Source organism: Micromonospora sp. bgisy143, from assembly GCF_057708145.1.
In genome coordinates this window covers 473,613-494,344 of record NZ_JBYIRN010000003.1, presented here as the reverse complement: position 1 = coordinate 494,344, position 20,732 = coordinate 473,613, and the positions used below count along the sequence as shown (strand labels likewise).

General features: G+C 72.1%; 17 protein-coding genes. 4 read left to right on the top strand and 13 right to left on the bottom strand.

Annotated elements, in window-relative coordinates; genetic code table 11:
* Positions 1 to 8: 8 nt before the first annotated feature.
* Positions 9 to 1,139 carry an acyl-CoA dehydrogenase family protein gene (locus AC3EN4_RS07700; RefSeq protein ID WP_435205224.1) on the bottom strand — a complete coding sequence of 377 codons (1,131 nt, stop codon included), beginning with the start codon at positions 1,137 to 1,139 and terminating at the stop codon, positions 9 to 11.
* A complete protein-coding gene (locus AC3EN4_RS07695) occupies positions 1,136 to 2,674 on the bottom strand; it encodes an aldehyde dehydrogenase family protein (RefSeq protein WP_435205223.1) in 1,539 nt (512 codons plus the stop codon). Before AC3EN4_RS07695 ends, AC3EN4_RS07700 begins: the two co-directional genes overlap by 4 nt.
* A gap of 258 nt (positions 2,675 to 2,932) precedes the next feature.
* Here AC3EN4_RS07695 and AC3EN4_RS07690 point away from each other — a divergent pair, with 258 nt between their 5' ends.
* Positions 2,933 to 3,358 carry a hypothetical protein gene (locus AC3EN4_RS07690; RefSeq protein WP_435205222.1) on the top strand — a complete coding sequence of 142 codons (426 nt, stop codon included), beginning with the start codon at positions 2,933 to 2,935 and terminating at the stop codon, positions 3,356 to 3,358.
* A gap of 299 nt (positions 3,359 to 3,657) precedes the next feature.
* Here AC3EN4_RS07690 and AC3EN4_RS07685 read toward each other — a convergent pair whose 3' ends face one another.
* The 5 genes from AC3EN4_RS07685 to larE form a co-directional block, all read right to left on the bottom strand.
* The gene (locus AC3EN4_RS07685) at positions 3,658 to 4,584 is read right to left on the bottom strand and encodes a lysophospholipid acyltransferase family protein (protein WP_435205221.1); all 927 of its coding nucleotides are present in this window, start codon (positions 4,582 to 4,584) and stop codon (positions 3,658 to 3,660) included.
* A 13-nt stretch (positions 4,585 to 4,597) separates the two neighbouring features.
* Positions 4,598 to 6,175 carry an NPN-dependent hydroxyacid isomerase, LarAH14/15/16 family gene (larAH, locus tag AC3EN4_RS07680; protein ID WP_435205220.1) on the bottom strand — a complete coding sequence of 526 codons (1,578 nt, stop codon included), beginning with the start codon at positions 6,173 to 6,175 and terminating at the stop codon, positions 4,598 to 4,600.
* Positions 6,176 to 6,224: 49 nt separating this feature from the next.
* Complete coding sequence (locus AC3EN4_RS07675) at positions 6,225 to 7,478, bottom strand: zinc-dependent alcohol dehydrogenase (protein ID WP_435205219.1); 1,254 nt, start codon at positions 7,476 to 7,478, stop codon at positions 6,225 to 6,227.
* Positions 7,475 to 9,799 carry an HAD-IB family hydrolase gene (locus tag AC3EN4_RS07670; protein WP_422735469.1) on the bottom strand — a complete coding sequence of 775 codons (2,325 nt, stop codon included), beginning with the start codon at positions 9,797 to 9,799 and terminating at the stop codon, positions 7,475 to 7,477. The genes AC3EN4_RS07675 and AC3EN4_RS07670 overlap by 4 nt, the downstream gene beginning before the upstream one ends.
* A 68-nt stretch (positions 9,800 to 9,867) precedes the next feature.
* Positions 9,868 to 10,761 (bottom strand): ATP-dependent sacrificial sulfur transferase LarE, encoded by an 894-nt coding sequence (larE, locus tag AC3EN4_RS07665; RefSeq protein WP_435205218.1) that lies wholly within the window; start codon positions 10,759 to 10,761, stop codon positions 9,868 to 9,870.
* On the opposite strand from larE, the gene larB reads away from it, so the two are divergent.
* From larB to AC3EN4_RS07650, 3 genes are read left to right on the top strand one after another with little or no spacing between them, the layout of a single operon-like run.
* On the top strand, positions 10,742 to 11,437 hold the full coding sequence (gene larB / locus AC3EN4_RS07660) for a nickel pincer cofactor biosynthesis protein LarB (protein WP_435205217.1): 696 nt from the start codon (positions 10,742 to 10,744) through the stop codon (positions 11,435 to 11,437). The two genes, larE and larB, sit on opposite strands and share 20 nt — an antisense overlap.
* Positions 11,430 to 12,722, top strand: coding sequence for a nickel pincer cofactor biosynthesis protein LarC (larC, locus tag AC3EN4_RS07655; RefSeq protein ID WP_435205216.1), 1,293 nt, complete (start codon positions 11,430 to 11,432; stop codon positions 12,720 to 12,722). Before larB ends, larC begins: the two co-directional genes overlap by 8 nt.
* Positions 12,723 to 12,730: 8 nt before the next feature.
* Complete coding sequence (locus AC3EN4_RS07650; RefSeq protein WP_435205215.1) at positions 12,731 to 14,017, top strand: glycosyltransferase; 1,287 nt, start codon at positions 12,731 to 12,733, stop codon at positions 14,015 to 14,017.
* A 21-nt stretch (positions 14,018 to 14,038) separates the two neighbouring features.
* Here AC3EN4_RS07650 and AC3EN4_RS07645 read toward each other — a convergent pair whose 3' ends face one another.
* The 6 genes from AC3EN4_RS07645 to AC3EN4_RS07620 are packed head-to-tail and all read right to left on the bottom strand — an operon-like array spanning position 14,039 to position 20,656.
* Positions 14,039 to 15,391, bottom strand: coding sequence for a cation:proton antiporter (locus AC3EN4_RS07645; protein ID WP_435205214.1), 1,353 nt, complete (start codon positions 15,389 to 15,391; stop codon positions 14,039 to 14,041).
* The gene (locus AC3EN4_RS07640; RefSeq protein ID WP_435205212.1) at positions 15,388 to 16,710 is read right to left on the bottom strand and encodes an aminotransferase-like domain-containing protein; all 1,323 of its coding nucleotides are present in this window, start codon (positions 16,708 to 16,710) and stop codon (positions 15,388 to 15,390) included. The genes AC3EN4_RS07645 and AC3EN4_RS07640 overlap by 4 nt, the downstream gene beginning before the upstream one ends.
* Positions 16,707 to 17,870 carry an alpha-hydroxy acid oxidase gene (locus tag AC3EN4_RS07635; protein WP_435205278.1) on the bottom strand — a complete coding sequence of 388 codons (1,164 nt, stop codon included), beginning with the start codon at positions 17,868 to 17,870 and terminating at the stop codon, positions 16,707 to 16,709. The genes AC3EN4_RS07640 and AC3EN4_RS07635 overlap by 4 nt, the downstream gene beginning before the upstream one ends.
* A gap of 5 nt (positions 17,871 to 17,875) precedes the next feature.
* Positions 17,876 to 18,961, bottom strand: a complete 1,086-nt coding sequence (hppD, locus tag AC3EN4_RS07630) for a 4-hydroxyphenylpyruvate dioxygenase (RefSeq protein WP_435205211.1) — start codon at positions 18,959 to 18,961, stop codon at positions 17,876 to 17,878.
* 39 nt (positions 18,962 to 19,000) lie between these two features.
* Entirely contained in the window at positions 19,001 to 20,356 is a 1,356-nt protein-coding gene (locus tag AC3EN4_RS07625; protein ID WP_422735481.1) for an NAD(P)/FAD-dependent oxidoreductase, read from the bottom strand.
* A 21-nt stretch (positions 20,357 to 20,377) separates the two neighbouring features.
* Entirely contained in the window at positions 20,378 to 20,656 is a 279-nt protein-coding gene (locus AC3EN4_RS07620) for a phosphopantetheine-binding protein (protein ID WP_355047938.1), read from the bottom strand.
* Positions 20,657 to 20,732 lie beyond the last annotated feature (76 nt).

Sequence of the window (20,732 nt, the reverse complement as noted above, 5' to 3'; positions counted from 1 at the left end):
CACTCCCCCTAACTCACCACGAGCGGCTGGCCGCCGAACCAGGCCGTCAGTTCCGCGGCGCTGCTCACCCGCGACGGTGGGTGGAAGGCGACCGCGTGCGACGCGGCCGCGAGATACGCCACCTCGGGCGAGGAGATGAACGCCATCCCACCGAGCAGATCCACCGCGCCGCGCACCGCCGTGGCGATCGCGGTGGTGGCGGCGAACCGCACCACGAGCGCCCGGCCGAGGGCGTCGTTGCCGCCGTCGCCGTCGTCGAGGCTCCGTGCCGCGCCGTCCAACATGATCGCCGCGCCCTGAACCGCGGTCGCCACCTCGGCCCGCTCGGTGACCGGTCCCCGGCCGCTGGTGAGCGCGCGCTCCACCAGCGCCGACGCCACCCCCAGGTAACACGCGGTCACCAGGAGCTGGAACCAGACGAACCCGATGGTCTGCAGGTCGTCGAGCTGGCCGTCGAGCGCGACCTCCGGATAGACGAACAGGTCCGGGTGCACCTCGACGTCGTTGAGCAGCACCGCGTCGGACTCGGCGCCGGTGAGCACCGACGACGCCCAGAACGGCTCGATCGTGATGCCCGGCGACTCCGCCGGGATGAGCGCCACGCCCAGCCGGGTGCCGCCGTCCTCGGTGGGCACGGCGACGCTCGCGGTCAGCAGGTCCATCGAGGCGGAGAGGCTGCACGGCCGCTTCGCCCCGGTGACCCGCCAGTTGTTGCCGTCCCGCCGGGCCGTCATGGTCGGCGTCAGGATGCCGCGCCCGGCGTGCCCCTCGGCGAAGCCGGAGGCGACCAGCCGACGGTCGGTGGCCACCGCCTCCAGCAGCATCCACTCGAAGCCGACGTTCGCCCGGGCCAGGGCCACCAGGCCGGCGACCGAGAACTGGTGCATCGTGGTGGCGACCGCCAGCGAGGGCGCCTGCGCGGCCAGGGCGCGGGTCACCCGTACGGCCTGGAGCGCGGATGCGCCGAGCCCGTGGTACGTCTTGGGCACCACCAGACCCGCGCCACCGGCCTCCCGGAAGAGGGCGACGCCGGGGCCGCCCTTGCGCTCCAGCTCCATCAGCGGAACCTCGCCGAGCCTCTTGAGCAGGCCCGGAAGCAGCATCTCGCAGGTGTCCCGTTCGGTGTCGAGAAAACTCATGCGGCCAGACCCTCCCGCTCGGCACGCAGCGGGGAGGCGAGTGCCGCCCGCCGGGGTTGGACGTCGCGGCCGATGCTGATGCCCTGCAGGTGCGACGTCCGCAGCATTGGATAGTTGCTCTCGCCCAGCGGGCCACCGGTCAGGCCGGCGCCCCCGTGGGTGGACAGGTACGGGACGAAACCGATGTGCGAATCGTTGATCTTGAGCAGGCCGCCGTTGTGCACCCGGGCCACGAACTGCTCGACGGTGGACTCGTCGCCGGTCCAGACCGAGTTACGCAGCGCGTACTCGTTGGCGTTGAGAAAGTCGATGACGTCGTCGAGCAGGCCGTCACCGTGGTCCGGGTCGGGCACCACCACCGGCAGCAGCGGGAAGAAGGTCTCCCGGGCCACCGCCCACACCGCCCGTGCGTCGGCCAGGCCGTTGACCCGCAGGACCGTCGGCTCGACGAACACCCCCGTGGACGAGACCGAGCCGTCCAGCTCCATCCGGTTGCCGCCGGCGAGCACCTCGCCGCCACACTCGACGGCCTGCTCGACGTACCGGCCGAACTGGTCGCTCTTGAGCACCGGCGACAACAGCACGTCCGGGTCCTCGGGATAGCCGGGCCGGATCTTGCGGGCGTGGCTGATCAGGCGGGCCAGCAGGCGGTCCGCGATGGCCGGGTGGGCCACCACGTAGTTGGGGACCATGCAGATCTGCCCGGACCCGAAGAAGCTCTCGGTGAGCGCCTCGGCGGCCCGGTCGAGATCGGCGTCGTGCCACACCACACAACCGTCGTTGCCGGCCAACTCCAGGATCGGCTTCTTGCCCCGGCGTACCGCCTCCTCGCCGAGCGGGATGCCGAGTTCGCTGCTGCCGAAGTAGAAGATGTCGTCGACGAGCGGGCTGGCCAGGAACTGGTCGAGGATCCGCTTGGGCGGCCCGCAGACCACGTTCAGCGTGCCGGGCGGCGCGCCGACCTCGTCGAGGATCGGCGCCACGATCTCACGCAGCACGAACATCACGCCGTAGGGGCTCCCGCGCGGCGCCTTCACGACGAGGGCGTTGCCGGCGGCGAGCGCGGGCACGCCGAGCAGTGAGTTGACCGCCGCCGCGTTCTGCGGTGGGCTCAGTGCGACCACGCCGTCGGGCTTGCGCACCACCAGCAGACGCCGGTTCGCGTCGTCGTACTCGCGGTGCATCTGCTCCGCGCACAACCCGATCGTCTCGGGGCTGGTGCCGTGCAGGCAGCCGGCCAGCTCCCACTCGGCGAGCGCGCGCGGGTGGCCCTCGTGGACGAGGACCTCCACCACCTCGTCGTGCCGCCGGCGCAGCTCCTCGTGGAGTCGGTGCACCACCTGGAGCCGTACCTGAAGCGGCATCGCGCCCCAGACGGGCGCCGCCGCCGCGGCGGCCTGGATGGCCTGCTCGACCACGGCGTCGTCGGCCACCGCACAGCGGGCCAGAACGCTCGCGTGCTCGTCGCCGTCGTGGCGACGGCCGCGGTCCAGGTCACGCTTGAGAGAAAGCTGGGGCAGCATGTCGTCGAGCACCGCCGAGGCGCGCAGGCAATGTACCCACTTGTCCGCTGGAACGTCCTGACCTGCGATGTAGGACCCGTACGATCGCAACGTCGCAGCCCCCTCCCGTGAGCGAGTCTGTGCTACTAATTCATTGGCCGAGGAACGGTCGAACCATAGATGCCCGCGTTGAAGGGTGTCAACGAACCTTTGAGCAGAGGCAAGATGCCGACACACGAAGCGGAAGCGACGCGTAAACACCCCACTCGGTGGATTCGGATCGGAGCGGGGGTGCTGGCCGCGCAGCTGCTCGCCCTCGGCGGCCCGGCGTCCGTGGCACCACGCTGGTTCTTCGACTGGTTCCCGTTCGGCGCGGGCTGGGTGGCCGCCGGTGGCCCGTACAACCAGCACCTGCTGTCCGATCTGGGCTACGCCTACCTGGCGCTGGCGGTCGTTCTCGGGTGGGCGGCCGCACGGCCGGTGCGGGAGTTGTTGCTCGCCGCGGCGGCCGCGTCGGTCGTCGCGAACACGCCACACCTGCTGTTCCACCTGGCCCACGCGCAGGCGCTGCCGGTCGTCGACAGCGTCGCGGAGAACGCCCTGCTGGCGCTCACCGTCGTGGTGGGGCTCGCGGTCTTCTTCGCCGCCTACCGTCTCCCGGCCGGCAACGCCGCCGCCGGGCAGGCACCCACCGATCTCCCGGGCGAACGACCGTAGCCCGGCACGACCGGAGGTCCGCGCGAGCGGACCTGGACGAGTAGTTCCTCACCCACGACAGGGATGGGTCTGCGGGGAACGGCGCTGGTCATCCGCTGTGGCTACCGGTCGGGTCGATGTGCTGTTGAGCGGCACACCTCAGAGGCATGAATATGACTCTGAGGTATGCCGCTGACGACCGTATCCGCCGCCAGGGAGCTGACCGAGGGTCACCGCCGGCCGCCCAATGGGTTCGAATTCGTCCAGGGCGCGGTCGCGTTGTACTGGTCAACCCGGCCCGAGCGGGCGTCGCCCGACGGTCAGGATCGGCTGGTCGGCCAGATGCGGCGGGCCGGACGGCCGTCGGCCGCGGGCAGCGGGCGCGTCGACTCCCACATCCGCCGCCACTCGGCGGCCTGCGGACCGGCGGTGGCCGCGACCGCGGCGGCCGGCGCGGTCCGCAGCGAGCGGTACCAGCCGACCTCCTCCTCCACCCACAACCGGCCGATCGCGGCGGTCATCCGCTCGTGGAACGCCCGCGCGCCCTCGCCCTCACGCGGCCACAGCGGCCGGCCGTAGCGCACCACGACGGTGCGGCGGCCGGGCATCGGCCAGTTCCGTCCACGCGGCATGGCACCGAACGTGCCGCGCAGCGCGACCGGGACCGCGGGCACGCCGTGGGTGCAGCACAGGTGCGCCGCGCCGAGGCGCATCCCGCTCATCCAGCCGTCGGTGGACCTGCTGCTCTCCGGAAAGAGCAGCAGGCTCCAGCCGTCGCCGAGCAGTCTGGTGGCGAGGCTGCGCAGCCGCCGGTCACCCTGCCGCTCGATCGGGAAGGCGTTGAACACCAGCGACGTCACGACCGCACGCCAGCGCGCGTCGAAGAAGTAGTCGGCGGCGGCACCGACCGCCAGCCGTCGCGCGAACCGGCGGGGCACCGAGCCCAGGATCAGCGGCGTGTCCAGATGACTCGCGTGGTTGGAGACGAAGACGGCGGGCCCCTGCAACCCGTCCAGGTATTCCGTGCCGCGGACAACCGGGTGCGTCTGGGTCCAGGCCACCGACTTGAGCACACCCCGCTGCAGGCCGAAGCGGACCGCCCCCGCCGCCCGGGTACGCGCCCAGGCGGTGGGGAACTCCGAGCGCTCGCGGCGGATCTCGTACGGCTCGGCGGAGCGAGGGGTCGTCGCCCGGCCACGCCAGTCGCGGCGGCCGCGCAGCAGCCTCACCTCGTCGATCAGGCGCACATCGCCTCCCGGGTCATCGGACGTCCGCCAGGGTCACCGGCGGGGCGTGCAGGTAGGTGATGCTCGGGCTCGACCCGACGGTGTCGCGCGCCATCTCCAGCGCGTCGGCGAGCGAGGACGCCGCCCGGAAGCCCATCACCGCCGCCGTCTTCCGGTCGGCGCCGACGAAGATCACGTCGCCGAGGTGCTCCATCGCGTGCGCCCCCCAGTACCACATGTAGAACGGGTGCACGCCGTGGTAGGCGTAGCTGGTCCGGTACAGGTGCCGGTACCAGGGGTCCTGCGCGTACTGCTGCTCGTACTTCGCCTCGATCGCCGCCGGGTCGGTGGTCTGCGGCAGGACCTCCTCGAAGAAGTCGATGTAGCTGGGGTGGTGCACCGGGTGGAACTCCTTGGGCATCGGGTGGTAGAAGATGCCGACTCCACCGCGCCGCACGATGGGCTGGTTGCGGTAGAGGTTGAAGAAGTAGCCCAGGCCCAGCGACATCACCAGGATCGGGTTCATGATCGAGTTGACGTTGTACGGGCAGATGAAGGGCAGGCCCCAGACGCCGATGTCGCTCTGACCCTGCACCTCGGTGAGCTGCTGACGGTGCACGTTGGCGAGGGTGAGCGGGTGGACCGAGTCCGGCCGGCCCGCGTTGACCCCGGTCACCCCGTACGGCGCGTCGTTGTTCTGCCAGACGCGCCGGCGCAGCTTGGGCGGCGTCAGGTCGTTGGCCCGCTTGGCGGCCAGGTAGGAGAGCTGGTCGCCGATCCCCCACTCCCACTCGCGCTTGTTGAGGAAGCCGACCTGGTTGGGGAACGAGTCGAGGTTGAGCGTGGTCTCGACCGTGAAGACCTTGACCGCCTGGCCCAGCACCTCGGCCATCCGGTCGTACGAGTGGTGCATGGCCGAGTTCGGCGGGTCGTTGAAGGAGCGTGAGTGCCGCAGCGTGTGGACGTTGTGGTGGTGCCGCAGACTCTTGTAGGAGCCGAGCCCCACGGTGACCGACTTGCTGCCGCCGCTCATCGCGGTGAGGTTGATGTTGGCGTACACGATGAGATCGCTCTCGGCGGCCCGCCGGTTGATCTCCACGTCCTCGCCGTGCGGCGTGGTGCCGAGGTGGACCAGACCGTCCGGGTCCTCGGCGTCGTGATTCTTCAGGTGCTTGGGGAAGAACGCCCGGAAGACCCGCTCGCCGACGATCCGCTTCAGCTCGGCCGGCGTCATCCGCCGGTGCAGCGAGTTCGCCGCGATCAGCTCGACGTCGTCCACACCGGCCTCGGCGGCGAGCTCCAGCACGTTCTCGATGACCCGCTGCCGGATGTCCGGTGGGCGCATCTGCGGCAGCGGGAGCGACAGGTCGTCGAAGACGATCGTCAGTCGCATCCCGGGTCGCAGCAGGTCGGGCAGCGGCGGGGAATCCACCGGGTGCAGCAGCGCGCGCTGAATGGCGGCGTCGACGTTGGCGATGGGCGGAAGCGAGTCCGGCGGGTACACCACCCGCGTGCCGAGCGGGAACCGCTCGAGGAGGAATCCCTCCCCCTGATGGACGAGCAGCGGCGGCGTACGCTCGTCGACCTCGAGCACGAAGCCAGGTCTGCTCATGGATTGTCCTTTCGTCGTTCCGGCTCGTGCGGTGCGTCGGGCTGCTGGATCAGTTGCGGCTGGGATCGAAGGCGACCTTGACGGCACCCAGCTGCCCGGCCTTGGCGGCATGACCGAGCGCCTCCCGCCAGCGCGACAGCGGGTAGACCGCGTCGACGTAGCCGTCCAGGGGCGCTTCGGCGGCCAGTGCCATCGCCTCGGCGAACGTGCCGCCGGTGGATTCGTCGGCCGTCTGCGGGTCGGCCTCGGCGGTCGGGCTCGCCGCCGCGCTGCCGCTGGAGGCGTACGACCCGACGAGGTTCAACTCCCGGAACCAGACCGGGGTCAGGTCGACGCCACCGGAGGGCATCCCGGAGAGCAGCACCGTGCCACCGGCCCGGACCAGCCGCAGCGCCATGTCCAGGCCCGCCCCGGCACCGGTGCACTCGAAGGCCACATCCGCCCCGCCGAGGAGGAAGTCGCCGCCGATCATGGGTTGCTCCAGCGTGCCGCCGCAGGCACGCCGGACCGCCCGAGCCGCGCGGGACGGCTGGAACACCTCGGTGGCCCCGAGCTCCCGGGCCCGGGCGTGCTGGTGCGCATGCTTGGCGACCACGTAGATCGGGCCGGCCTTGGTCAGGGCCCGCAACGCCAGCAGGGTCAACAGGCCGACCGTACCGGCGCCGACGATCAGCACGGCCGCGCCCGCCGGCACCTGCGCCCGGTGGACCGAGTGGACCGCGCAGGCCAGCGGCTCGACGAGCACCGCCCGGCGGTCGTCCATCGTGTCCGGCACGGGGTGCAACTGGGCCGCGTGCGCGACCATCTGCCGACCCCAGCCGCCGCCGGTGTCGGTGCAGTATCCGGTCTGCAGGCCGGCGGAGACCCGACCGGCGGTGACCCGGTCGCACCGGCTGTGCTGCCCCGCGACGCACCAGCGGCAGGGCTCGCCGCCACGGACGGCGCAGGACAGCACCGGGTCGACCACCACCCGGCTGCCCTTGGGCAGGTGGGGTAGGTCGTCCAGGGTCTCCGCGACCACCTCGTGGCCCGGCACGAACGGCATCGAGACGACCGCGCCGAAGTACGGCGACGAGCGACCCGTCAGCAGGCTGACGTCGGAACCGCAGATGCCGGAGAGCAGCGGTCGCAGCCGGACCCAGTCGCCCGACGGCAGGCTGGGCTCGGCCCGGTGCACCAGGCGCAGCGGCGCGACGTTGCTGGCGAGCACCCCGGACATGCGGCCGCCGAGCTTGGTGGAGCTGGCGCCACGGGCGGCGAGGAAGCGGGGAGTCGACTGGCGGTACTCCAGGGCCGGCATCATCGGGCCGCTCCCCGCGCGCCGGGGCCGGCGGCCGAGGTGGTCAGCTCGACCATGGTCTCGACCGCGCCGACCGTGTGCCCACCCCACTCCTCGATGCGCCAGTTCTGGCGCTTCGCGTGGCGGTACAGCTTGGGATCGGGGTTGACGGCCACCGGATTGCCCACCCCCTCGAGAAGTGATCGGTCGGAGAAACTGTCGCCGTACGCGTACGAGCTGCGCAGGTCCGCGCCGATGTCGTCGGCGTGGTGGCGGAGCCAGGCCAGGCGGGCCTCACCCACCAGCGGCGGTGAGGCCAGGAAGCCGGTCAGGACGCCGTCGCGCACGTGCAACCGGCTCGCGACCACGTCGTCGAAGAGCGGTCGCAGTGACTCGATGAGGATGTCGGCGGTACCGGTGATCAGGATGGTGCGGTGCCCGGCCGCGCGGTGGGCGCGGATCTGCCGGATCGCCTCCGGCAGCGCCCGCCGCAGCAGCGCGTCACCCATCCGCTCCCGGATCAGATCGCGCAGCGCCTCCTCGGAGGCGCCGGCGTACCGCCGCATGAAGGTCCGGATGAACTCGCCCCGGCTGCGCTGCTCGGCCCGCAGGTAACGCGGCGCGGCGCCGGCGAGCGCGGCGAGTTCCTTGGCCCAGCCGCCCTTCGGCCGGTCGGACAGGCGGGCCCAGAGGAAGGTCTCGATGAGGTTCGACGCCACCACCGTGCCCTCCAAGTCGAAGACCGCCACCGTGTCGCGGCCCTCGGGCAACGGTCCGCGCCCGCCGGAGCGGGGACGGCGGGTCACCGACTGCCGCAGCAGCGCGGTGATGGCCGGGCAGTGCACCTCCTGGAGGTAGTGCGGCCAGTCGACCTCGGCGACGTCGAAGCTGCCCCGACTGACCATCTCCTCGGGCAACTGGCGGTGCAGCGCCAGCACGTTGCCGTCGGTGTAGATGGCCTCGACCTCGGTGTAGACGCCGTAGAGGTCGGACAGTCGACGCAGCGACTCGATCCGCTTGGTCTCCTTGTGCACCTTCGTCATCCAGTCACGGGTGCGCGGCGAGGCCGGCAGCCGCAGCAACGCACGTTCGGCGAAGGAGACGGCCCGCTCACCGGTACGCAACCGGCGCTCGATCTGGCTCGCCCCCGGGAAGCGCCAGGTCGGCACCGCGATGTGACCCCGACCCGCCTCGGGCAGCGGATGACGACGGAAGTAGTTGCGGATGTTCTCGTCGAGCTGGCGCTGGGTGAGTGGATTCCGCGCGCCGGTGCCGACGTGGTAGTAGACCGGCGCGGCGGGCTCCGGCTCGACGGCCGCGACCGCCAGCAGGGCGTTGGTGACCAAGTCGATGGGGACGATGTCCACCACCGCGTCGGGCAGGCCCGGGAAGTCCGGAAGCGTGCCGCGCCCGTACGACAGGATGATCGGGTCGACCATCTTGAAGGAGTCGAACCAGCCCGGGAACGGGTGGCGCAACGCGCTCTGCACGATCGCCGGGCGCACCACGGAGAGGCGCAGCCCTTCGTCGCGGGCGTACTGCTCGGCGACCCGCTCCCCCAGCGCCTTGGTGAACGTGTAGACGTCCGGCCAGCCGACGCTGTGCGCGCGCAGCCGGCCGTAGTCGACCAGCCGCTCGGTCACCTTGCGGCGCCGCGCCTCCTCGGCGGCCCGGGCGGTCGCCTGCGGGCCGGCCTTGCCGTGCTCGGCACGGGCCTCGGCCAGCAGCGCGCGCAGCGCCTCCGGACGGCGGGACGCGCGCTCCACCTCGGCGCGGGCGGCCAGCGCGGCGGTCAGCTCGGCCTGCCAGTCGACGTCGTGGTCCAGTGGCGCCTCCGGGACCACACCCTTGCGCGCCCCGGCCACGTACGCCGTGGAGACGTGGACCACGTGCGGACGCCGCGGCAGCGCGACGACCGCGTCGTAGAGGTTGACCAGACCGCCGACGTTGACCTGGAACGCCTCGTCGATCGGCGGGTCGAAGGACACCGTGGACGCGCAGTGCAGGACGGCGGTCAGGTCGTCCGGCAGCGCCGGGACCGACTCGGTCAGGTCGCCCTCGAGCACGCTGACCCGCTCGGCCAGCAGTTTCGTGAGCGCCGGCCCGCCGATCCGACGACGCAGCGTGCGGAACACCGGCTTGCGCCCCAGCCCGGCGACGCGGTCGGCGCCCGACGTCGCGCCGCGCCCCCGCACCAGCACCGTCACCCGGGTGTTGGGGTGGTCGGCCAGGAGCCGCTCCAGAGCTGCCTGCCCGAGGAACCCGGTCACCCCGGTGAGCAGGACGTGGGCACCATCGAGAGACCAGTTCGGCAGGGCGGGTCGGTCACCCGGGTTGTAATTCACCAGCTGAGGATAGCGTCAAACGGGCCCCGCGTCAGCCCACCGATTCGCGGAAAAAACGGCGCTCCCGGTCAGCGCCAACGGTCCGGATCGTCGAGCAGCTCGTTCATCGATCCGGACCGGAACGCCTCCACGGTGAGCGGCACGTCGGGGAACCCGGCCGCGCGGATGGCCGCCGCGAGCCCCTTGTCGGCACGGGCCCGCTCCACGACGGGCGCGTCGACCTCGAGGCGTACGCCGTCGCCCAGGTCACGGACCCGCAGGTCGACCACCCCGTGCGGGTCCAGCAGGCGACGGGCGGCCAGCTCGGCCAGCTCCACCCGGGCCAGTCGGGCCGGGGAGATGGGCACGCCGTACGCGATCCGGCTGGCCAGACAGGCGGCGGCCGGCTTGGCGGCCGTGTCGAGACCCCAGAGCCCCGCGATGGCGCGTACCGCCGGCTTGTCCAACCCCAGGTCCGCGAGCGGCGTGCGGGCCGCGCGCTCGGCGGCGGCAGCGATCCCCGGCCGGAAGCCGGCGGCCAGGTCCGAGGCGTTGGTGCCGGTCACCACGGCGTCGAAGCCGAGCCGGTCGGCCAGCTCGCGGACGGTGTCGATGAGCGTGCTCTTGCAGAAGTAGCACCGCCGCGGGCCATTCTCGCGGTAGCCCTCGACGTCCATCTCGCGGGTGCCGAGCACGTGGTGCGCCACGCCGAGCCCGGCGCAGAAGTCGCGGGCCGCGGCCACCTCCGCGGCGGGAACCGCGGCCGAAACCGCTGTCACCGCAGCGACATCGGCCGGTTCCAGTGCCCGCACCGCCGCCGCGAGAGCGACGCTGGAGTCCACGCCACCGGAGAATGCGACGAGTGTTTTGCCGTATCGTGTGAATTCCGCGACGAGCTGATCCGCGGCCCCCCAGGCCCATTCATCAGGTCTCACAGCTCGACAGTACTGGAAGGAGCGTGAGGTGTCCGCACCGGAATTCATCGACCTAGGATTCGCACGGATGGACGTGGACCGTCTGTCGCGCACCGGCGACCCCGAGGTGGTGTACGGCGCGGGCAAAACTCCTGAACAGGTGACCGGAGCGATGCACGCGTTGCGCGCCGCCCACCCGGACACGCCGATCCTCGCCACCCGGCTCAGCGACGCCGCCATGGCCCGGTGCACCGACGAGTTCGGCGTCGACGTGGTGGACCCGGTCTCCCGGACCGCGGTGGTGGGCCCCGAGCGCACGCCCGTGGGCACGGTCGCCATCGCCTGCGGCGGCACCAGTGATCTGCCGGTCGCCCGGGAGTGCGCGGCCACCGTGGCCGTCTTCGGCGCGCGGGCGGACCTGGTGGTGGACGTCGGGGTGGCCGGCCTGCACCGGTTGCTGGCCGAACGGGACCGCATCGCCCGCGCCGACGTGGTGGTGGCCATCGCCGGGATGGAGGCCGCGCTGCCGTCGGTCCTCGGTGGACTGGTCGGCAGCCCGCTGATCGCGGTGCCGACCAGCGTCGGGTACGGCTGGCACCTGGACGGCCTGACGGCATGGCTCGGCATGCTGAACTCGTGCGCCCCGGGCGTGTTGACGGTCAACGTGGACAACGGCTTCGGCGCGGGCGTCGCCGCCGCCAGGATCGCCCGCCGCACGCCGAGCTGCGCAGACGCGAATGGCTGAGCCGCGGGCGACGGCCGACGGGACCAGCCCTTCGGCGTCGACCACCGCCCTGTGGGTCGACCCCAGCAACGGCGCCGCCGGCGACATGCTGCTGGCGGCGCTGCTCGACGCGGGCGCGAGCCTGTCGGTCGTCGAGCAGGGCGTGGCGCGACTCGCGGTCGAGCCGGTGACACTGAAGCTGGAGAGCGTACGCCGGCACGGCCTGCGCGCCGCCCATCTGGTCGTCACGGCGCCCGACAGCGGCACCCACCGCGACCTGGCCGCGGTGACCGCGATCATCGGTCGGGCCGCGCTCGCGCCGGCGGTGCACGAGTTCGCGGTCGCCGCCTTCACCACCCTCGCGCACGCCGAGGCGCGGGTGCACGGCGTACCCCTGGCCGACATCCACTTCCACGAGGTCGGCGCCCTCGACGCGGTGGTCGACCTGGTCGGTTGCGCCCTCGCGCTGGCCGACCTGGGGCTGCTGGACGCTCCGGTCCGGGTGGTCGGCCCGGTCGCGGTGGGCTCCGGCACGGTCCGCACCGAGCACGGTCCGATGCCGGTACCCGTGCCCGCCGTCCTGGAGATCCTCTCCCGCGCCGGGGCCCCGATCGCCGCCCATCCGGCCGCCATGGAGCTGTGCACGCCGTCGGGCGCCGCCCTGCTCGCCACGCTCGCCACCGGCTGGGGGCCGCCACCGGCGTTGGTGCCGCACGCCGTCGGGGTCGGCGCCGGCACCAGGGACCCGGCCGGCCACCCGAACATCCTGCGGGTGCTGGTGGGCGCCTCGGCGGCGCCGGACGCCGACGCCACGCCCTGGCAGGGCGAGCCGCTGCACCGGGTCGACACCACCATCGACGACGTGGACCCCCGGGTCTGGCCGGACCTGCTGGAGCAGTTGCGGGCCGTGGGCGCGGCGGACGCCTGGTGCACTCCGGTCCTGATGCGCAAGGGGCGACCGGGGCAACTGCTCAGCGTGCTGGCCGCACCGGCGCAGCTCGACCTGGTCTGCCGGCTGGTGTTCACCTACACCGGCACGCTCGGCGTGCGGGTGTCCAGCGTGCAGCGGCGCCGGCTGCGCCGCGACCAGATCGCCCTGCCGTACGGCGACACGGCCGTCCGGGTCAAACGCGGCTACCTGGGTGACCGCCTGGTCAGCGTGCAGCCGGAGTACGACGACGCCCTGGCGGTCGCCCAGCGGGCCGAGGTACCGGTCGCCCGGGTGCTCGACGAGGTCCGCGCGGTGGCCCGCGGCGTCGAACCGGCGTCGCAGGCCGGTCCACTCCCGGAGGCGACCACGCCATGATCTGTCTCATGCCGCACTGCGGTTTCCTGTCCGCCACCTCGCGCATGTTGGAGATCTACCGCGCGCTGCGCCAGCGCGGGGTGACCGCCCGCATCGCCACCCACGGCGGCACCTACGAGCACGTGCTCCGGGACGTCGGCGTCCCGTACGACATCGTCGGTGAGCGGATGACGCCGCAACGCTGCGAACGGTTCATCCGCGACGAGATCGGCATGGGGTACGTCGGTCAGAGCATGTACACCGACCGGGAGATGCGCGACTACGTCACCGCCGAGACCGAGTACTTCCGCAGACACGACATCCGCACGGTGGTCACCGGCTTCACCCTGACCACCCTGCTGTCGACCCGGCTGGCCGGCGCCCGACTGGTCACCGAGCACGCCGGCAGTTGGGTACCGCCGCTGTTCGAGCGCGGGATGCTGCCGGCACCGAGCCAGGCGCACTTCGGCCTGCTGCCGTCGCCGCTGCTGCGCTGGTTGTCGAACGCCCTGCCGCCCCGGGTCGGCTTCTACTGCGGCGGGTTCAACCGGCTCGCCGCAGACCTGGGCATACCGCGCGTGCCCAGCCTCGCCGCGCTCGTCCTCGGCGACCTGGCGCTCATCCCGGAGGTGCCGGAGGTGCTGGGCGTGTCCGCCACCGAGGTGGCCGACTGGCGGCCGGACGGCCGGTCCGGCTACCGGGCGAGCACCCGGCTGCGCTGCGTCGGGCCGCTCTACGCCCGGCTGGACCTGCCGCTTCCCGAGCGGGTAGCCCGTTTCCTCGCCGAGCCGGGGCCGGTCGTCTACGTGGCGGTCAACTCGGCCGAGGTCGGTTTCGTACGGCGGGTGGTGACGACCATCGCCGCCCTGCCGCTACGCGTGCTGGTCGCCGGCACCCACCACGACCTGCACGACATGGCCGGCGACCGGGTCATGGTGGGCGGGGTGCTGCCCAGCCACCTGATCATGCCGAAGGTGGACCTGGCGATCACCGCCGGCGGGCAGGGCAGCGTGCAGACCGCGATGGCCGGCGGCGCCCCGGTGCTCGGGTTTCCGCTCCAACCGGAGCAGGACCTCAACCTCGCGCTGCTGGAACGGATCGGCGCGGCACGCCTGCTGGCACCGAGGCACGTGCCGACGCGGCTGGCCGCGCTCGCCGCCGAGATGCTGGCCGACCGGTCCTACCGGGCGGCGGCCCAGCAGGTCCAACGCTGGTACGCGGCCACCGACGGGCCCGCGAACGCGGCCGAGGCGATCCTGGCGCTGCACGATGCCGGTGAGGCCGACCCCATCGGCCCCGCCGGCGTGCTCGGTTGACGCGGCCGGCGGACTGATCCGCTACGCGGCCGGCGGGGCGCCCGTTCCCGCCGGCCGGACGACCGGTCCGGTCGACCACTGCTCCTCGTGGTCGGCCTTGCGCAGGAGTTCGTCGGCGCTGTGCGCGACCCGGGACATCGCCAGGCGCAACAGCGGGGGCGCCATCATCGACGTGACGATCGCGACGAGGGCGATGATGGTGAAGGTGGCGATGTCCAGGACGCCGAGCCGCAACCCCACCATGGCGACGACGATCTCGACCACGCCCCGCGCGTTCATGCCCGCGCCGACGGCCAGGGACTCCCAGTGGCCGAGCCGACTGGATCGGGCACCCAGGTAGGCGCCGGTGAACTTGCCCAGGATCGCCGCCGCGAGCACCACGACGGCGGCGATGGCCACGTCGCGGTCGAGCAGCACGCCGAGGTCCATCCGCAGGCCGGCGGAGGCCAGGAAGATCGGCGCCAGCACGGTGAGCACGATGGTCCGCAGCGGGGCCAGCACCGCCCGCCGCTCCCGGATCGCCTGTCCGACGAGGATCCCGGCGACGAACGCGCCGAACACCGCCTCCATGTGCAGCGACTGGGTGATCGCCGCCCCGGCGAGGACGATCACCACGGCCGCGACGATGGTCGGCCCGCTCTCGGCGGATCGGCCGGCGAGCCGCAACGCGCCGCGCACCAGCGGCCGACCCACGAGGATCGCGGCGGTCACGAACGCCACCAGCAGCAACAGCGACAGCGCGACCTGACCGGCGCGTACGCCGACGGTCGCCATGGCCGACACGACCGACAGCAGGAACCAGCCCACCGCGTCGTCCACCATGCCGGACGTCATGATCAGCTGCCCGACGTCACGGTGGATGAGCTTCATGTCGGCCAGGGTCTTGGCGATCACGGGGATCGCCGTCACGCACATGGCGACGGCGAGGAACAGCGCGAACACCGGGCGTTCGGTGGTGTCCGGTACCAGGACGGCCGGGGCCAGGTAACCGATCAGGATGCCGAAGCAGATCGGGATGAGCAGGCCGCCGAGACTGATCCGGAGAGCCGAGGTGCCGCGGCGGCGGACGATCCGGGTGTCCAACTCGATGCCGGCCACCCCGACCAGCAGCAGGACGCCGATCTGGGCGACGGCGTCCAGCAGGTGCATCTGCGCCGGGTCGGCGGGGAACAGCCAGTCGTGCACCGCCGGCACCGCGTGGCCGAGCAGCGACGGCCCGAGCACCACGCCGGCCATCAGCTCGCCCACGATGGGCGGCAGCCCGAAGCGCGCCACCAACCGACCGAGGGCCAGACCGAGCAGGAGCAGGGACGCGATCTGGACGAGCAGGATCACGACCTGCCCGCCGGCCAACGGCATGACGGGTGCGTTCATACCGGTCTCATCTCCGTGATCAGGGCCGCCAGCCGATCGAGCCCCTGCTCGATCTGCGGCGGCTGCAGCAGGCTGACCGACAGGCGCAGTTGGTGCCGTCCACCGCCGTCGGCGTAGAAGTGGTGCATCGGCGTCCACAACACACCGAAGTCGCGGGCGGAGCGCTCCAGCAGCGCGTCGTCCACCACGAACGGCACCGTCACCACGAGGAAGAAACCGCCGCCCGGGGTGTTCCAGGAGACGCCGGTACCCGGTCCGAACCGCGCCGTCAGGCCGTCGAGCACGTGCCGCAGATTGCGCCGGTACGCGCCGGCCTCCCGCTCGTTGGCGCGTACCAGGCTGCCGTCGTGCTCCAGCAGCTTGCCGGCGATGACCGCCTGCGCCAGCGGGGAGGTGTTGACGGTCACCATGCTCTTGATCTTGGATAGCTCGTCGGCCAGCAGGCCCGTTCCCCCGGGACCGGCCACCGGCTGGTCGGCGACCACGTAGCCCACCCGGGCACCGGGCATCCCGGTCTTGGCGAACGAGCCCAGATAGACGACCCGCCGCTCGTCGTCCATGGCCTTCAGGGTGGCCGGGCGCTCGCCGCCCGCGTGGAACAACCCGTACGGGTTGTCCTCCAGGATCAGCAGGTCGTGTTCGGCGGCGGCGCGCAGCACCGCCACCCGGGTGTCGGTGTCCAGGCTCGCCCCGGCCGGATTGGCGAAGTCGGGCACGAGGTACAGCGCGCGGGGGCGTTGCCCCGCCGCCCGGGCGGTGCGCACCACCCGGGCGAGGTCGGCCAGATCGATCCCCCGCGCGCCGTCCCGCACCGGCAGCGTGGTCATGTCGACGAGCGACGCGGCCCCGCGGATTCCCACGTAATTGGGCGAGACCGCCAGCAGCACGTCGCGGGGATCGGTCCGCAACGCCCGCAGCACCAGGAACATCGCCTCCTGCGCGCCCACCGTGACCACGACGGCCTCCGGGTCGACGTCGATCCCCTCGTCGACCGACAGGTTGGTGGCCACCAGGTCGTGGACGATGCCCTTGGTCCGCCCGTACTGCAACAGGGTGCGGTTGACCTGACGCTCACTCAACCCGTGCTGGTCACGCAGGTGGTCGCAGTAGCGGCGCAGATAGCGGTGCACCGCCTCCACCTCGAAGAACTCCTCGTAGGGCCGGCCGGCCGCGAACGACACCGCGTCCGGGAAACGACCGGCGATCTCGTTGAGGAAGGTCATCGAGTCGAGCACCGGGTCGGCCAGCGAGCCGTGCAGGTCGGCCAGCGCGATCGGCGTGCGGACACCCACCGTGGTCGTACCCGACCCGCCGGTCATCGCGACCGTCCGGCGGGGACGTCACCGGACGCCCGGCCCCGCGCCGCCGACCTCGGCCCACTGCCGGCCACCGTGGTGCCGTGCCGCAGCGCCCGCAGGTCGGCGCAGCCCATCATCGCCATCGCATCCTCCAACTCGGTCCGCAGCAACGAGAGCACCCGCCGGGCGCCGGCCCGGCCACCCACCGCCAGCCCCCAGAGCGCGGGCCGGCCCACCAGCACCGCGGAGGCGCCGAGGGCCAGCGCCCGTGCCACGTCCACGCCGCTGCGGACGCCGCTGTCCAGGAGCACCGCGCACCGGTCGGCCACGGCCGCCACCACCGGTTCCAGCGCGGCGATGCTGGGCACCGCGCCGTCGAGCTGGCGCCCGCCGTGGTTGGACACCACCACCGCGTCCACTCCCAGGTCGGCCGCGCGTACCGCGTCGTCCGGGTGCAGCACACCCTTGACGACGATCGGCAGACGCGTCCGTCGCCGCAGCCAGTCCAGGTCCCGCCAGGACAGCTTCGGGTCGAACGCGAGGCCGGTGTGCACCATCAGCGCCGAGCTGTGCAGCCCGCCGGAGTGCGCCGGCGCGCCGACCTCCGGCGGCAGGTTGGCGGCCACCACGTCGTCCGGCAGCGTGAACCCGGACCGCATGTCCCGCAGGCGACGCCCCATCCGGGGCACGTCGACCGTCAACATGAGGGCCCGACAACCGGCGTTCTCGGCCCGGGTCACCAGGTCGGCGACCACCGCGCGGTCGCGCAGCCAGTAGAGCTGCATCCAGACCGCCGCCCGGGTGGCGGCGATCCGCTCGATCGGCTCGCTGCTGAGCATGCTGGCGACGAAGACCGCGCCCTCGTCCCGGGCCGCCTCGGCGAGCGCCACCTCGCCGTCCGGGTGCAGGAGCCGCTGGTAGGCCATCGGCGCCACCCCGACGGGCAGGCCCATCGGCGTGCCCAGCAGCTCCCCGCCGAGGTCGCCGGGCTCGGCACCCACCAGCACGCGTGGGACCAGGTGCACCCGGTCGAACGCGTCCCGATTGTCCCGCAGCGTCGACTCGGTGCCGCTGCCCCCGGCTACGTAGTCCCAGACGGGCTCCGCCAGCACCCGCCGCGCCGCCGACGCCACGTCGTCGAGGCAGAGCAGGGCGGCGAGGTCGGTTCCCCGGTCCGCGATGGTGGTCACAGGACGTCGTGGGTCTTGGTCCGCTCCGCCTCGACCGCCTCGTAGAGCGCCCGGATGTTCCCGCTGCCGAAGGTGCGCGCACCCAGCCGCTCGATGACCTCGAAGAAGAACGTGCGGCGCGGATGGGTGGACCGGGCGAAGATCTGGAACAGCTGGCCGTCGTGGTCCTCGTCGACGAGGATGTTGCGGGACCGGAGCTGGTCCACGTCGTACCGGGCGAGGTCGAGGCGCTGGCCGAGCAGGTCGTAGTAGGTCTCCGGCGTGCGCAGGAACTCCACGCCGCGATCGGTCAACGCCGAGATCGCCGACACGATGTCCGGCGAGCAGAGCGCCACATGCTGCACCCCGGGGCCACCGTGCCCCTTGAGGAAGTCGTCGATCTGCCCGGCGGCGGCCGAGGCGTCCGGCTCGATGAGCGTGAGCGTGACCAACCGGGACGGGCTCTGCACCACCTTGGAGAACATCGCCTGGTTGCCGACCAGGATGTGCTCCTCGAAGGTCATGTCGAAGTCCAACACCGTGCGGTAGAACTCCACGGTCTCCTCGAGCGTGCCCGCCTCGAGACAGACGGCGAGGTGGTCGACCACGCCCAACTCCGGCCCCGGACCCGCCGGGAGCAGGTGCCCGTCCGGTAGACCGGGCGTCAGGCCGGGCAGCACCGGACCGGCCGCACCCTCGGGCGGCTGGACGAACGTGTGCGTCACGTCGCCGAAGCCGCCGACCGTGGCCGTGACGAACCCGTCGCGGGCGGCAGGCTCGGCCACCGCCCGCGCGCCGCGGGACACCGCGACCTCGAACGCCGCTGTCGCGTCCGGGGTACGCATCGCCAGGTCGGCGACCCCGTCGCCGTGCTGCTGCACGTACAGGCTGGCCGGGTGTGCGTCGACGAGCCCCTCGGTGACCACGAGAACCGTCGAACCCTGCCGCAGCGCCACCGACACGTGGTCCTCGGTGCGGCGTGAGCCGGCGACGGCGAAGCCGTACTGTGCGGCGAGTTCGCGTGCCGCCCAGACCGCGTCGGTCACATGGAATTCGACGTGGTGCACAGCCAGGTCGCTGAACACACTGCTGCCCACGCTCACTGATGTCCCCCCTACCGGGGCCGAGCGGCCCCCTTGTGGTCAGAAGATGGGAGCCGCCGTCGGAGCCGACAGCTCACCGAGATACGGATGCCAGAGGTGTTCGGGGTCCTGCTCAACGGCCCGGATGACGTTCCGCATCTCGACGAGCGCCTTGGGCTCGGCCTCGTCGTACATGTTGCCCTGCAACATCTTCAGCACGTCGAGGCGATACCGCGGGTCCTGGACGAACGCGGTGAACAAGATGTTGAGCCGGTAGTAGACCGAGATGAACTCGTACCAGTTCCGCACGCCGCGTCGCAGCAACATCTCGTACGTGGTGAACCGCTCGCGCTTGAAGTCACCCGCCTCGGCGGCGGCGATGATGTCGTTGCAGGCCAGCCGGGCGCTGTTGAGGGCGATGCTGACGCCGGTGGAGAAGATGGGATCGACGAAGCGGGCGGCGTCGCCGATCATGACGAAGTTGTCGCCGCAGATCTGCTTCATCGCGTAGCTGTAGTCGCCCTCGGCCTTGAACGGCCGTACCTGCTCGGAACTGCGCAGGGCCGCCTCCAGCTCGGGCCGACTGCCCACGCACTCCCAGAAGAATGCTTCCAGGTCTTCCTTGGCGGCCTCGGCGAACCGGGCCTTCTGGGTGACGACGCCGATCGAGGTGACCGTCTCGGTGATGGGGATCTGCCACACCCAGGTGTCGGTCAGCGGCAGGAAGTGGATGAAGATGAAGTCGGACTTCGACTGCTCCGCCGAGAGCGCCTGCCGGTCGAAGCCGTCGAACCAGGTGTGGATCGCGTACTGGTTGAAGACCGGGTCGGCGACCTTCACCTTGAGCTGACTGCCCAACGTGGTGTTCCGGCCGCTGGCGTCGACCACCAGCCGCACCGGCACCTCGCGCTGCCCGTCGGCGGAGCGGGTGTGCATGACGGGGTGCTCGCCGTCGAAGTCGACCCGGTTGACCCGTACGCCGTGGTGGACCTCGGCACCGAGGCTCGCCGCGTTCTCCAGCAGGATCTGGTCGAACTTGCCCCGGTCGACGTGGAAGGTGTAATCCCGGTCGACGCCGGCCTGGTCCCGCTCGTTGAACATGACCTCCGCGAGCCGGAAGTCGTGGGTGAGGTTGGAGAAGCCCATGTGGCTCACCGGCCGCGACTCGGCCGACGTCCACGCCGCGCCGAACTTACGCGGGAAGCCGGCGGCCTCGACGGCGGCCATCGCCCCGGTCTCCAACAGCACCGGTGTGGTGGCCGGGACCAACGACTCGCCCACGTGCTCGCGCGGGAAGTGCGCGCTCTCGAAGACCACGACGGACAGTCCCGCCTTGGCCAGGTACGCGGCGGCCGTGGACCCGGCGGGCCCGCCTCCGATGATGCCGACGTCCCACTCTGCTGGCTTGGTGTTCATGGCGCCTCCTCGGCGGGCCTGTCAGGCGCGGGGCAACGACAGGATCAGGTCGGTGATGGTGTCGAGACTGCGGAAGTGCCGTCCCGTGATGTGCGAGGGCGGCACGTCGACGTCGAGCTCCGCCCGGACGAACGCGATGAGCCGAGCCGTGTTCAGCGAGTTCAGGACGCCCCACTCCAGCAGTGGCGAGTCGGGGCGCAGGTCGACTCCGGTGACCGCCTCGTCCTGGTCGCCGATCAGTTCGTGGCGCACGTACACCATCAGTTGGCCGAGTATCTCGTCGCGTTGGTCTGTCGGCACAAACCCCTCCCAGGTCGCCGGACGTGGTCTCCCCCGTGGGGCGTCATCCGGGAAGCCGGGAAACCCGCCGGCCTTT

Excerpts from the sequence above, each read along its gene's own strand:
- AC3EN4_RS07650 (WP_435205215.1), top strand. The coding sequence starts at position 12,731 with ATGCCGCACTGCGGTTTCCTGTCCGCCACCTCGCGCATGTTGGAGATC.
- larE (WP_435205218.1), bottom strand. The coding sequence starts at position 10,761 with ATGAATTCCGGTGCGGACACCTCACGCTCCTTCCAGTACTGTCGAGCT.
- AC3EN4_RS07625 (WP_422735481.1), bottom strand. The coding sequence starts at position 20,356 with ATGAACACCAAGCCAGCAGAGTGGGACGTCGGCATCATCGGAGGCGGG.
- AC3EN4_RS07675 (WP_435205219.1), bottom strand. The coding sequence starts at position 7,478 with ATGATGCCGGCCCTGGAGTACCGCCAGTCGACTCCCCGCTTCCTCGCC.
- larAH (WP_435205220.1), bottom strand. The coding sequence starts at position 6,175 with ATGAGCAGACCTGGCTTCGTGCTCGAGGTCGACGAGCGTACGCCGCCG.
- AC3EN4_RS07645 (WP_435205214.1), bottom strand. The coding sequence starts at position 15,391 with ATGAACGCACCCGTCATGCCGTTGGCCGGCGGGCAGGTCGTGATCCTG.
- AC3EN4_RS07640 (WP_435205212.1), bottom strand. The coding sequence starts at position 16,710 with ATGACCGGCGGGTCGGGTACGACCACGGTGGGTGTCCGCACGCCGATC.
- larC (WP_435205216.1), top strand. The coding sequence starts at position 11,430 with ATGGCTGAGCCGCGGGCGACGGCCGACGGGACCAGCCCTTCGGCGTCG.
- AC3EN4_RS07700 (WP_435205224.1), bottom strand. The coding sequence starts at position 1,139 with ATGAGTTTTCTCGACACCGAACGGGACACCTGCGAGATGCTGCTTCCG.